Origin of the sequence: Homoserinibacter gongjuensis (assembly GCF_030161875.1) — a bacterium.
GTDB classification, from domain to species: domain Bacteria; phylum Actinomycetota; class Actinomycetes; order Actinomycetales; family Microbacteriaceae; genus Homoserinibacter; species Homoserinibacter gongjuensis.
In genome coordinates this window covers 1,415,077-1,427,883 of record NZ_BSVA01000001.1, presented here as the reverse complement: position 1 = coordinate 1,427,883, position 12,807 = coordinate 1,415,077, and the positions used below count along the sequence as shown (strand labels likewise).

Annotated in this window: 11 protein-coding genes and 1 pseudogene; 4 read left to right on the top strand and 8 right to left on the bottom strand. The window is 71.8% G+C overall.

Going from position 1 to position 12,807, the window contains the following annotated elements; genetic code table 11:
* Window positions 1–21: 21 nt before the first annotated feature.
* The gene (locus QQK29_RS07735) at window positions 22–327 is read left to right on the top strand and encodes a helix-turn-helix domain-containing protein (RefSeq protein ID WP_284299236.1); all 306 of its coding nucleotides are present in this window, start codon (window positions 22–24) and stop codon (window positions 325–327) included.
* 64 nt (window positions 328–391) lie between these two features.
* Here the strand turns inward: QQK29_RS07735 and QQK29_RS07730 are convergent, their stop codons facing one another.
* Window positions 392–1,015, bottom strand: coding sequence for a ClpP family protease (locus tag QQK29_RS07730; protein ID WP_284299234.1), 624 nt, complete (start codon window positions 1,013–1,015; stop codon window positions 392–394).
* Complete coding sequence (locus QQK29_RS07725) at window positions 1,012–1,635, bottom strand: ClpP family protease (protein ID WP_284299232.1); 624 nt, start codon at window positions 1,633–1,635, stop codon at window positions 1,012–1,014. The genes QQK29_RS07730 and QQK29_RS07725 overlap by 4 nt, the downstream gene beginning before the upstream one ends.
* Window positions 1,636–1,722: 87 nt before the next feature.
* On the opposite strand from QQK29_RS07725, the gene QQK29_RS07720 reads away from it, so the two are divergent.
* Entirely contained in the window at window positions 1,723–2,502 is a 780-nt protein-coding gene (locus QQK29_RS07720; RefSeq protein ID WP_284299229.1) for a DNA-formamidopyrimidine glycosylase family protein, read from the top strand.
* Between the two features lie 3 nt (window positions 2,503–2,505).
* On the opposite strand, the gene QQK29_RS07715 is transcribed toward QQK29_RS07720, so the two are convergent.
* Both QQK29_RS07715 and QQK29_RS07710 read right to left on the bottom strand, forming a co-directional pair.
* Window positions 2,506–3,060: a hypothetical protein gene (locus tag QQK29_RS07715; protein WP_284299227.1), complete on the bottom strand. Its 555-nt coding sequence runs from the start codon at window positions 3,058–3,060 to the stop codon at window positions 2,506–2,508.
* 37 nt (window positions 3,061–3,097) lie between these two features.
* Window positions 3,098–3,550, bottom strand: a complete 453-nt coding sequence (locus QQK29_RS07710) for a CinA family protein (RefSeq protein WP_284299225.1) — start codon at window positions 3,548–3,550, stop codon at window positions 3,098–3,100.
* Between the two features lie 85 nt (window positions 3,551–3,635).
* Between QQK29_RS07710 and QQK29_RS07705 the strand changes: the two genes are divergently transcribed.
* A complete protein-coding gene (locus QQK29_RS07705; RefSeq protein WP_284299223.1) occupies window positions 3,636–4,535 on the top strand; it encodes an EamA family transporter in 900 nt (299 codons plus the stop codon).
* A gap of 46 nt (window positions 4,536–4,581) precedes the next feature.
* On the top strand, window positions 4,582–5,193 hold the full coding sequence (locus tag QQK29_RS07700) for a flavodoxin family protein (RefSeq protein WP_284299221.1): 612 nt from the start codon (window positions 4,582–4,584) through the stop codon (window positions 5,191–5,193).
* Between the two features lie 15 nt (window positions 5,194–5,208).
* Here QQK29_RS07700 and QQK29_RS07695 read toward each other — a convergent pair whose 3' ends face one another.
* The 4 genes and pseudogenes from QQK29_RS07695 to QQK29_RS18880 all read right to left on the bottom strand — a co-directional run bounded on the left by QQK29_RS07695 (window position 5,209) and on the right by QQK29_RS18880 (window position 12,710).
* Window positions 5,209–5,916 (bottom strand): GTP pyrophosphokinase, encoded by a 708-nt coding sequence (locus QQK29_RS07695; RefSeq protein ID WP_431308782.1) that lies wholly within the window; start codon window positions 5,914–5,916, stop codon window positions 5,209–5,211.
* A gap of 231 nt (window positions 5,917–6,147) precedes the next feature.
* Window positions 6,148–7,749 (bottom strand): DUF7927 domain-containing protein, encoded by a 1,602-nt coding sequence (locus QQK29_RS07690; protein WP_284299219.1) that lies wholly within the window; start codon window positions 7,747–7,749, stop codon window positions 6,148–6,150.
* 86 nt (window positions 7,750–7,835) lie between these two features.
* Window positions 7,836–11,741 (bottom strand): LuxR C-terminal-related transcriptional regulator, encoded by a 3,906-nt coding sequence (locus QQK29_RS07685; RefSeq protein ID WP_284299217.1) that lies wholly within the window; start codon window positions 11,739–11,741, stop codon window positions 7,836–7,838.
* 64 nt (window positions 11,742–11,805) lie between these two features.
* Window positions 11,806–12,710, bottom strand: a pseudogene (locus QQK29_RS18880) (LLM class flavin-dependent oxidoreductase).
* Window positions 12,711–12,807 lie beyond the last annotated feature (97 nt).

Here is a 12,807-nt window from a genome sequence, read left to right as displayed (position 1 = left end):
GCTCGCACCTAGGGTGAGGCCATGGCGAGCACCGGACCTGAGCCGCTGTGGCGGCACCTTCTCGGCGACGAGCTGCGTGGCATCCGACAGGACCGCGGCCAGACCCTCACCGAGACGGCCAGACGCGCGGGCGTCTCGCCGCAGTACCTCTCGGAGATGGAGCGCGGCCTCAAGGAGCCGTCGAGCGAGATGATCGCGGCCGTCGCCGGCGCCCTCGACACGAGCCTCGTCGATCTCACCCTCGGCGTCTCCGAACGCTTGCGCGAACTCGCCCCCGCCCAGCAGGCCCAGGCGAGCGTGCGCGCCACCCTGGCCCTCGCCGCCTGAGCCGCGCCCGACCTCCCTTCCTCCCGTCACAAACGCTGCAGCGTTCGACCGGGCGCCACAGGAATCACGGGCGCTCTCGGCCAACCGCTACAGCGTTTGACCCTCGCTCAGTCATCACGACGTCGACGAGGCCGTAGTCGCGCGCGCCGGATGCGGTGAACACGCGGTCGTGGTCGGTGTCGGCCCGCAGCCGCTCGAGGGTCTGCCCTGTGTGCCGCGCGAGGATCCCCTCGATGTCGGCGCGCACACGCACCACCTCGTCCGCCTGCAGGATGAGGTCGGGGATCGCCCCGCGCCCCTGCGACACGGGCTGGTGCAGCACCACGCGCGCGTGCGGCAGCGCCGCCCGCTTGCCCTCCGCGCCGGCCGCCAGCAGCACGGCCCCGACGGCGACCGCCTGGCCGACGACCGTCGTCGCGACCTGCGGACGGATGTAGCGCATCGTGTCGTACACCGCCAGCATCGCGCTCGGGTCGCCGCCCTCGCAGTTGATGTAGAGCTGGATGTCGCGGTCGGGGTTGTCGGCCTCGAGGTGCAGCAGCTGCGCCACGAGCACGTTCGCGACGCCCGCATCGATGGGTGTGCCGAGGTAGACGACGCGCTCGGTGAGCAGCTGCGAGTAGACGTCCATGATGCGTTCGCCGCGCGGATGCTGCGCGATGACGTTGGGGATCGTGTAGCTGCTCATGCCACGCTCCCCACCGTGAAGCCGGTGCCGCGGGTGTGGCGCGGCGGCGCGATCCGGGCGAAGTCGTCGACGATCTCGTCGATGAAGCCGTAGGCGAGCGCCTCCTTTGCCGAGTACCAGCGGTCGTGCAGCGAGTCGTCGAAGACGCGCTCCAACGGTTGCCCCGTGTCGGATGCGATGAGCCCGAGCACGACGTCGCGCGTGTAGCGCAGGTCGGCGGCCTGCAGCTCGACGTCGACGGCGGTGCCGCCGATGCCCGCCGAGCCCTGGTGCATCAGGATGCGCGCATGCGGCAGCGCCCGTCGCTTGCCGGGCGTGCCCGACGACAGCAGGAACTGCCCCGCGCTGCACGCGAGTCCGATCGCGAGCGTCGAGACGTCGCACGGCACGAGGCGCATGAGGTCGCGGATGGCGAGCATCGCCGGAACCGAGCCGCCCGGCGAGTGGATCCACAGCGCGATGTCGGATGTCGCATCCGCCGCCGCGAGCGCCACGAGTTGCGAGGCGAGCAGCGTGCCGTTGTCGTCGTCGAGCACACCGTCGAGCACGAGCACGCGCTGCTCGTACAGCTCACGGCGCACGGTGTCGGTGAATCGGGTGGGGCGGGTTTCATCACTCATGCAGCCAGCCTGTGACGCGGCTGCGAGCTGCGGGCGGGTATCCGCTGAGGGCGGTTCTGCCGCAGGCGGATGGGGTACGTTGCGAAGGTGCCCGAGGGTGACACCGTGTACCGCACGGCGCGTCAACAGCACGACGCGCTCGCCGGACGTGTGCTCACCGCGAGCGACTTCCGTGTTCCGGAGTTCGCGACCGTCGACCTCGCGGGCGAGACGGTGCGCGAGGTGGTGTCGCGCGGCAAGCATCTGCTGCATCGCGTGGGCGAGTGGACCGTTCACTCGCACCTCAAGATGGAGGGCGCCTGGCGCATCTTCCGTCGCGGCGAGCGCTGGACGCGCCCCGCCTTCCAGGCGCGCGCCGTGCTCACCGCCGATGACACGCAGTCGGTGGGCTTCGAGCTCGGCGTGCTCGAGGTGCTGCCGACCGCCGAGGAGGAGCGGGTGGTGGGGCACCTCGGTCCCGATCTGCTCGGGGCGGATTGGGATGCTGCAGAGGCGGCCCGGCGCATCGCGAGCGATCCCGGCGTGCCGGTCTTCACGGCCCTGCTCGACCAGCGCAATCTCGCGGGCATCGGCAACGTCTACGCCAACGAGCTGTGCTTCGTGCGCGGCCTGCTGCCCACTCGGCCGATGAGCGAGGTCGATGACGTGTCGGCGCTCGTGTCGCTCGCCCAGCGGATGCTCATGGCCAACCGCGGACGCTGGACCCGCACGACGACGGGCGACCTGCGGCCCGGCCGGCGCACCTGGGTGTATGGACGCACCGGCCAGCCGTGCCTGCGCTGCGGTACGCCGCTCGAGGGCGGCGAGCTGGGGCGCGTGCCCGGGGAGGAGCGGGTGGTGAGCTGGTGCCCCCGGTGCCAGCGCTAGGCGTCAGTCGGTCGCGCCGGGCTCGGGGCGGCGACCCCAGTACACGGCGCACATGATGAGCACCGCGACGAGGATCGCGACGCCGAGTCCCACGAAGATGGGCGCCGCGATCATGCCCCACTGCATGAACCAGTAGTCGGCCTGCGTCTGGAAGCCGGTCTCCGACTGCGTCATCTGGAACGTCTCCTGCAGCAGCCACACGCCGACGCCGAGCACCCCGATGCCGACGATCGTCACGATGATCGCGAACGGGTTCGTCCACGGGGCCCGCAGCGCGGGACCGGCCACCTGCACGACGGGAGGTGCGGATGCGGCGGAGGCGGCATCCGTCTCGGGCGTTGCGGATGCGCCGGGCGGCGGGCCGACCACATGGTCGAATGATCCCTCTGCGGGCCGTTCGGCACGAGGTGGGGCGGGCGGGCGCTGCAAGGCGCTCGTCACGTGCGGAGTGGTGCGACGCACGGCGGCCTCGGACCGGCTGCCGGTGGCGACCGTGCCGTCGTACCCGCGCTGGAAGGCGGGGTCGTACCTCGGGTCGATCTCGGGCTGCTCTGCCATGCGTCGAGCATAGGGGCGCGTCCGCGCCCATGTCTCGTCAGCCCAGGTCGACCCGCAGTTCGTGCAGCGTCGCGTCAATCGTCTGGGCGACCACGGATGCCGGGTCGCCGTCGAAGGCGAACTCGGTGATGCGGGCGGAATCGGCCGTCACGATCGCGAGGAACACGGTTCCGGGCGGCCGCCCCTCCTCGTCGCTCGGGCCGCCGACGCCCGTGACGGCGGCGGCGATGTCGGCGCCGAGCAGCTCGCGCACACCCTCCGCCATCTGTCGCGCGGTCGGGGCGGTCACGACCGGCCCCTCCGGCACGCCGAGCACGCGCGCCTTGGTGCGCACCGTGTAGGCGACGACGCCCCCGGCGAACCATTCGCTCGCATCCGGGGCCGCGGCGAGCGCCTGGGCGAGCCCGCCTCCGGTGAGCGACTCCGCGACCGCGACGGTGATGCCGCGACGAAGAGCGGTGCGGGCGATGGCCTCGGCGTCGGTCGTCATGGTCACAGTCTGCCGCGTGAGGCGTCATTTCGGGTGGCCCGCCAGGGCGCGCGCGCGACACGAAGCGACGCCTCAGAATGGGGAGGTGAGCGAGGGGATCGGGACAGGCAGGCGACGCACGCTCGTCGGCGCGAGCACGCAGGTCGGCACGGAGGTGTCGATCAACCTCGGTTCGGCGCTCGCGGGGGTTGCGATCCCCTTCGTGGGCTCGCCCATCGTCGTAGCGGCGCGGCAGCTCGTGATGGTCGCCGTGCTGCTGCCGTTCTACCGCCCGCGGCGGACGCTGCTCACCTGGCGCCGGCTCTGGCCCGCGGTGGCCCTCGGGGTCACGCTCGCGGTGATGAACCTGACCTTCTACGAGTCGGTGCACCTGTTGGGGCTCGGGATCGCGGCGACGATCGAGTTCCTCGGTCCGCTGCTGCTCGCGCTCGCGACCTCCAGGCGACTGCTCGACGTCGGATGCGTCGTGGTCGCCGGCGCCGGAGTCGTGCTGCTGACGGGCCTCGAGGGGCAGATCGACGTGTGGGGCGTCGCGCTGGCCCTCATCGCGGCGGCGGCGTGGGCCGCCTACATCCTGCTGACCCGCCGCGTGGCCCTCGGGCTGCCGGGACTCGAGGGACTCACGGTGGCGAGCATCGTGAGCCTCGCGCTCATCCTCCCGATCGCCGCGTTCACGCTGCCGGGCGCCGCGTTCTCGTGGCCGGTCGTCGCGCTGCTCGTGGGCATCGGCATCCTCTCGTCGGCCCTGCCCTACGCGCTCGATACCTTCATCCTGCGCCGCATCACCGCGCGGCTGTACGCGATCATCACCTCGTTCGGGCCGGTCGTCGCGGCCGTCTTCGGCTGGATCGTGTTGGGTGAGCGTCTCGGTTGGGTGCAGCTTCTCGCGATCCTGCTCGTGTGCGTCGCGGCGGGCGTCGCGATCGCCACGCAGCGGCCGGCGCCGGTGTCGGACCTCGAGCAGACGGCCGAGGGGCTCACCTAGTGTCAACCCCCTCGTCGGGCGCGGATGCGGTGCCTAGCGTCGAAGCATGGCACTGACAGCACTTGCTCTGAACTGCACCCTCAAGCCGAGCCCGGCGACCTCGAGCACGGAGAAGCTCGCGCGCGAGGTGCTCGGCGAACTCGCTCGGCACGGCGTGACGGGCGACCTCGTACGGGTCGTCGACCACGACGTCCGACCCGGGGTGCAGACCGATATGGGCGAGGGCGACGCCTGGCCCGCGCTGCGTGAGCGCGTGCTCGCGGCCGACATCCTCGTGTTCGCCACGCCCACCTGGATGGGCCACGCGACGAGCGTCGCGCAGCGGGTGCTCGAGCGTCTCGACGCCGAGCTCTCGGAGACGGATGCCGCGGGTCGCCCCACGCTGTTCGGCAAGGTCGCGATCGTGGCCGTCGTGGGCAACGAGGACGGCGCACACAAGATCAGCGCCGACGTGTTCCAGGCGCTCGACGACGTCGGCTACACGATCCCGGCGCAGGGTGTCACCTACTGGAACGGCGAGGCGATGCACACGACCGACTACGTCGAGTTGACGTCCCCCGTGACGGAGACCGACTCCGCCACCGCCGTCTCGGCGGCGAACGCGGCACACCTCGCGGGGCTGCTCGCGGCATCCGCCTATCCCGTTCCCGGGAACTAGCGCGCGGGCAGCGGCTCAGGCCGGCGCCGAGTGCACGATCGGCGCGGGAGGCGCGCCCTCGGCGCCCCGGATCTGCTCGCGCAGGCGCGCCATCTTCGCGTCGAGCGCACGCGCCGCATCCGCCGCCTCAGTGAGCTCGGCGACGAGCGCGGCCGGAACGTCGCGGTCGTACTTGTAGTAGATCTTGTGCTCGAGGCTCGCCCAGAAGTCCATGGCGATCGTGCGCAGTTGGATCTCGACCGGCACGAGCTCGGTGTGATCGCTGAGGAACACCGGCACTGTCACGATGAGGTGCAGGCTCTGGTAGCCGTTGGGCTTCGGATGCGCGATGTAGTCCTTGATCTCGAGCACCTCGAGGTCGGCCTGCGCCGTGAGCATGTCGGCGACCCAGTAGGCGTCGGCCACGAAGGCGCACGTGATGCGCACCCCGGCGATGTCGCGGATGCGGGCGCGCACGCTCTCGACGTCGGGTGGGCACCCGATGCGCTGCACCTTCTCGATGATCGAGTCCATCGACTTCAGCCGTGTACGTACGTGCTCGATGGGGCTGTAGTCGTGGGTGTGCTCGAACTCCTCCTGCAGGATCTCGATCTTGGTGGTGAGCTCGTCGATCGCGAACTTGTAGGAGAGGTGGAAGGCGGCGACGCGCTTCTGCAGCGTCTTGATGGTCTGCAGCGGCACCGCGCCGTCGGCATCCGCCATCGTGTCGTCGTAGCCCGTCATCGACTGGAACAGCCCGCGGTACACCGCCAAGTCGGCGGTCGAAGGGGTCGTGGCGGATGCGGCGGTCGCGGCGACGGATGCGGCGGTGGTGGCGGGGACGGCGGTGTCGGTCACCCTGCGACGCTATCCCCTGCGCCTGTCATGCGCTGGGGGGATGCTGTGCGCGCGCTCGGAACGCCGTCCCTCCGCGGTGCGGCCGCGGAGGGACGGCTGGCCGAGGGCCCCCGGCCCTCAGGCCCGTCGGCGACGCAGACGTCGCGCGACGATCATTCCGACGGCTCCCGCCACGATCAGCAGGAGGGCCGCGAGCCCGACCATCCAGGTGCCCGGCTCGAGCCCGGTCGAGGCCATCGTGAGCACCGGGGTCCGCGTGGAGACTCTGCGGTCGGACGGACCGTCGAGGCTGAGCGCGAGCGTCGGCAGGGTCGGATCGACAACGGCGAGGTTCACGAGCAACGCGTCGCCCGACATCGGGTCGGCGACCCGCACCGAGTAGCGCACGGTGGCCGTGTCGCCTGCAGCGAGGGCGCCCGTCCAGGCAAGCGTCGTGCCGGTGACGTCGACGGTGCCCGTGTCGGCGCTCGCGTCGCCCTGGTAGCGGGCGTCGTCGAGCACGCCGCTCAGGTCGTCGGTGAATGTCGCCGGGTCACCCGACGGCAGATCGACCTCGCCGGTGTTCGTGACGAGCACCGTGTACTCGACGATGCCGCCCGCCGTCGTCGAGCTCACGCTCGCCGACTTCGCGATGTGCACGGCAGGGAGAGCCGTGCGCGTCGACGCGCAGTCGTCAGCTGCATCGCAATTGATCCCGTCCGGCGTGGCCGGGTCGGTCATGGATGCCGGTGCGCCGAAGGCGATGTTGTTCAGCACGGCGTCGCCGCCACCGGTCACGGTCACCGTGTATTCCAGGGTCACCGTGGCTCCCGACGTGAGCGGCCCGCGCCACGAGGTGCGCTCGGCATCCGCGACGACGGCTCCCACGTTCGGCGTCGCCGTCATGGGGCCGTCGACGGTGGCGTCGTCGACCACGCCCGCGAGGTCGTCCCAGACGACCGCGGGGTAGAGCGCCGTGTAGGCGCCCTGACCGACGTTGCTCACCACGATCTCGTAGCTCACCGTCGCGCCGATGCGCGACACGACGTCGGCCGTGACGTTCTTCTCGATCTCGAGCGACGGCACGAGCAGGTCGGCCGTCGCGTCGGCGTCGGTGCGGATCACGCCGCCCGCACCGGATTCAACGGTCGCCGTGTTGCTGAACGCGTTGGCGACAGAGCCCTGGCCCACCGGGAAGACCACGCGCAGCGTGACGTCGAAGACGTGCACCGCGGAGGCCGGGAGCGGGGTGCCCTCGGCCACGAGCTGCAGCTGGGTGCCGCCGTTCCATCCGGCGACGACCGCCGGACCACCCGCACGCGAGGCCGCCGACTCGACAGTGACGACCGCTCCGGCCGGGTAGTCGAGCTCATCTTCGAGGCCATAGCTGAGGTCGATCGTCGACGGGTTGCTCACCGTCATCGTGTAGCTCACGAGCCACGAGCCGTCGGCCTGCTGCGTCGGCTGGCCGGAGACCAGCTTCGTGACCGCCGGGTCGAAGATGCGTGCACAGGCCTCGGCATCCGTCTGCGCCACGGTGCTGCCGACGATCGCCCGGTTGAGGAACCCCGTGCCCGTCTCGGCGCCGTCGATCACGCAGTCGGCCGCCGTGTCGCTGCCGCGCAGCGAGCCGGAGTCGGCCACGACACGCACGCTGTAGCTGTGCGAGCCGCCCGCGGGCAGCAGAATGTCTTCGACGAGCGTCGTATCGCTCGCGCCGAGTGGTGCTTCGGGATGCACTCACGCTGATCATGGCCGGAGGACGAGGGGACGAGGCCGTTTTTCACCCCGGCCGTTCACCCGCAGGTGCCATGGCCACCGAGCGCTCAACGCTCGCCGAGCAGCCCCTGTCGTCGGGCCTCCCGCACAGCCTCGTCACGCGACGAGACGCCGAGCTTCCGGTAGATGCTCCTCAGTTGCGTCTTGACCGTGTTCTGCGACACGAAGAGCGCTTCGGCGATGCCCACCACCGAGCCCGCGGTCACGAGTTGCGCCAGCACCGCCCGCTCGCGAGGGCTGAGCGCCACGCGGCCACCGAGCGCCGCGAACGGATCGGCGAGCCCCGCGAGTGCGACAGGCAGCTCCGCGCCGAGCTGTTCGAGGGCGCGGCGCGGGACGAGTGCGAAGGGCGACGTCAGGTGCGAGCGGCCGAGGATGCCGACGGCGCGCGCGAGAGCGAACTCCGCCGAGCTGCGGTTGTCTTCGCGGAGATGCACGACCGCGGCGAGCAGCAGGCTCTCACCCAAGTGCCTGCGGGTCGCAGTGGACCAGTCGACCTCCTCCAGCGCGCGCAGTGCGTGGCCGGAGTTGTCGCGGGCGAGGGCCGCTCGCGCGCGCGCCAGCGCGAGCGGTGCGCTGGCGCCGCGACCCGACAGCACCGCGTCGGCACGCGCGACGTCGCCCGCGGCGAGTGCGAGATCGGCCCGCACTGCCGTCAGCAGGTCGGCGGCATAGCGACTCATCCCGCGACCCCGTTGGCTCCGGAAACTCAACTCGAAGGCGTCGAGGCCCTGCTGTGGCGTGCCCGCGAGAAGGTGCGCGAGCCCGCTCACCCACAGGCCGTAAGCCCAGTGCTCGGTGAACTCCGTGCGCTCCACCGGTTCGAGAGCGCTGAGCGCGGCACGCGGATCGCCTGCCTCGATCGCGAGCAGAGCGCGAGCGACGTGCCAGCCTTTCGCGTAGAGCGAGGACGCCCACTCCGCGGTGGCCTCTTCGCTGAGCGACCGAGCCAAGGGCGTCGCACGGTCCACATCACCCTCGATGGCATGCGCCTCGGCGAGCACGGAGCGGCGGTGCGTGGAGCGTCCCGGGTGATCGTCGTGCGCGAGCTCCGCCGCGTGCGAGACTGCCGCAGGGAAGGCACCCGCCAGCACATCCGTGACGACGACCTGCATCATCCCCACGGCGAACATCTCGCGCACCTGCTCATCGGCGCCGCCCATTGCGCGCTGCTGAGCAGCGATCGCCTCGCCCACGCCCGCCGCGCGCTCATATTGCCGCGCGGCCCGCAGCGCGCCGAACTCGGCGAGCAGTCTCTCGTGACGTTCCGTCTCGTCGCGCGGAGGCGGCAGGCGATGCAACGCACGTAGACCTGTCGCGACGAGCCGCCGCACGCGACCAGACGGCGTCGACTCGCGCTCGCTCAGCATGATGGCCAACGCGATGCCCAGCGTGCCGTGTTCCGTGAGGTCGGCGGCGGGGATGCGACCGAGCACCGCGATCATGTCGTCGACACGGTTGGTCGCCAGCTCCGAGAAGTTCCGCACGAAGACGGCCCACACCACGTCATAGGCGTGTGCCTCGACGAGCAGGCCCATCGCCGTCACCGGGTCGCCCCGCTCCTCGGCATGCGTCGCCGCTCGGCGAAGCAACAGCTCGCGCTCCGCCGCCCCCAGCCGGCGCTCACTCTCCCGACGCAGCACATGGCGCACGAGCACGTGGAAGCCGAAGCGTGTGTTGCCGTCACTCTCGTCGAGCTCGCCGAGTCCGCGGTCACGGAAGGAGCGGAGCAGGTGCCGGGCCGCGGCGACGTCGGTGAGCTCCGCGAGCTCCGCGGCCAGCTCGAGATCGACAGCAGGCACGACGGCAAGCCGCACGGCCGCGACCCTCTCGTCTGCGTGCGGGAACTCGGCGAGCACCTCACTCGAAACCGCCACCGCGAGGGTGTCGGCGAGCCGCTCGGCGTCGATCGGACGGGTGCTCTCGGCCCGGGCCACCGCCGCGACCGCGAGTCGCGCCGTGAGCGGATTGCCGCGCGTCAGCATCGACAGGACCTCGAGTTCGCGCCCGTCGAGCGTGAGTCCCTCACGGCCCGCGAGCTCCCGCAGTTCACGAGGAGTCAGAGCCAGCTCCCCCGCGTCGATGACGCTGCCGCCGAAGCGAGCCAACACGTGCGGGTCGTCGACGAGCGTGCCGCCCCGGCTCGTGGCGACGAGGATGAGCTGCGGCGCCCGTTCGAGCACCCAGATGATGTCGCGCACCGCTTCGGGCGCCAGCAGGTGGATGTCATCGACGACCACGCGCACCGCGCCGTTGTACTGATAGAGCAGCTCCACGACGAGTCCCGGCACAGCCTCGACGGGAACGTCGCCCGCCACGAAACGCGCGAGATCGCCATCGGCGCGCAACCGGCCGTGCTCCTCGAGCACCGCCACGGCGCGGCGCCAGAAGCCGACGCGCGGCGCCGTGACGGCATCCACCTGGAGCCACACCGTCTGGCGTCCGTGCCGTCGTCGCTCGGCGACCCACTCGGAGGCGACTGCGGTCTTGCCTGACCCCGCGCCCGCGCGGAGCACCACGAGCCGGCCGCCCTCGTCGAGCACGCGCAGGAGACGCGGCCGAGCCACGGCATCCGTCACGTACGGCGCCTCTGCGGCGGCGTCGTGCGTGACCCGCCGCACAGCGCGCGCGGGTGGGTCGCCGACGAAGGGCCCGGTGAGCCCCGCCTGCCGGAAGAGCTCGGTGGCATCCGCGACATCGACACTCGCGAACGGTGCACGATGGTCGTCACCTGCGCGAGTCGCGAGTGCGATCGCGAAGTGCTCGCGAGCCGCATCCGGGTCGTGCAGATGCAGGAGCGCCGCCGCCATGATGACGCGCAGGTCGACGGCGTCGCGTACCGAGGCACCGCGCAGCCCGCGTTCAGCCACCTCGGCCGCAGCGCTCCACCGGCCGGCGAGCAGGTGCGCTCTGGCAAGAGCGACGAGCAGGGTCGCGATCTCGGGATGCTGCTGCACGATGGCGGTGACGCGCGCGACGTCACCCAGCTCCGCGAGCAGGTCGGCACGGGCGCGTGCCAGCACGTATCCGCCGCGCGCCCAATGGCGGTCGTCGATGCCATGCGCGAATCGCGCCGCGTCGAGTCGCACGAGCGCGGCGTGCGGGTCGCCGAAGAGCTTGCCGTACCGCGCCTCGGCATGGGCGACGAAGGGCCACAGCTCGACGGGCTCGGTCGCGGACCCCGCGGCCTCCAGTTCGCCGGCCGCCGCATCCGCGTCGAGGCGGTCCATGGCGAGGTGGGCGCGCGCGAGCTTCGCGCCGAGCGTCGTCAGATGCTCGACCCGCGGGTGCACGGGACCTTTCTCGAACAGGCGGTCCAGCCATTCCTCGGCGAGCGTGCGATGACCCCGGATGGCGGCGAGCAGGGCGAGGTGCGCTGCGGCGCCCGAGGCGCTCCAGTTGTGGTGCGGGGCCGGGCCCGACTGCACGAACGCCGCCGTCGCGTGCCGGATGGCGCCGTCGTAGTCGCCCGCGAGCATGAGCGTGAGCGAGCGCTGGTGCGGCAGCCATCCCGGTCGGCCGCCCGCGATGGTGGCATGCCACGAGGTCGCCTCGGTCACCTCGAGCTCGTCGAGGCGCGCCTGCACCCGGGCGGCGATGCGCTCGGCCTCGTCGAGGTCGCCCTCCAGTCGCGCCCCGATGGATGCCGTGGTGCCGGCGATGAGCACGTCGCCGGGATCCGTGAAGATCTCGAACCGGCTCGCGTAGCGGGCGCCGACCGAACGGTGGAAGTCGATCACCCGACGGAGCGTCGGATCGCGCGAGTCCTCGCTGAACTCCGCCGCCAGACGGGAGGCGTACAACACCCGCGGGCGCCGCTCGAGCTCGGCGGCCGGTGTGCGGGCAACTCGCTCGAGCAGTTCGGGCCCGTAGCGGTCGGGCAGGTGATACCAGAACTCGTCGCTCAGGCGCGCGATCTCGCCGAGGTCGCCCTCGCGGATGATGCGACGCACGGGATCGCACGCCGCGCTGTGCCTCCCGTGAGTTTCCCCGAGTCCCCCACATGGATGAGACTACTCAGCCACGTGGGGTGGTGCTGGCGCGTAGCAGAGCGGCCACCTCTCCCGCGCCGCGCACGAACGCCGTGCGGTCGGCATCCTCCATCGGCTGGAGCACGAGGTGGGTGACGCCGGCGTCGAGCCACGGCTGCAGCTGCTGCGCGACCTCGGCGGGCGTGCCGACGACGCCGCCGCGGCGCTCGGGTGCGATGTCCCAGTGATCCCACGCGGCTTCCAGACGCGCGCGGGCGGCGGGAACGGCATCCGGGGCATCTGCGAAGACGGCCATGATGAACTCGGCGACCGGGTGCGCTCCCGTGTGCCCCGCCGCACTCCGGCCCTCGCCGATGACGGCGACCGCCTCCCGCGCGACGTCGGCCGAGGTGCCGCCGGTGAGCACCGTGCCCTCGGCGAGCTCGCCCGTGAGCGCGAGCGTCTTCGCGCCCTCGCCCGCAGCCCAGACCGGCGGCGGGGCGATGGGGGCCAGTCGAGTGCGACGTCGTCGAGGTTCACATAGCGGCCCGAGGTGGTGACGCGCTCACCCGCGAGCAAGGCCCGGAGCGCCGGCACGTACTCGCGCATGAGGGTCAGCGGCGACGCGGGGCGCACGCCGGCTTGACCCATCCAGCTCTGCACGCCGTGCCCGACACCGAGGATGAAGCGCCCCGGGAACAGGCGCGAGATCGTCGCGGCCTCCATCGCCGTGAGCGCCACGTTGCGCAGCGGCATCGGAAGCACGCCCGTGGCCACCCGGATGCTGCTGGTGAGCGCGAGCGCGGCCGTCGCGGTGGCCAGCCCGCCCTCGCGGAAGCAGTCCTCCCACAGCCAGAGCTCGTCGATGCCCGCGGCCTCCGCATCCTGCGCGTAGCCGGGGAGCGCCTCGGGCTCGACCTCGGGGTGGAAGACGACACCGATCTCAGCCATGGCTCGATCGTGCCGTAGGCGGGCGACATCCGCAGCCCTGCGTCATTCCGGATGAGCGGGAATGCCCGCGCGCACGCACCGTTGTTCCATGCGTATC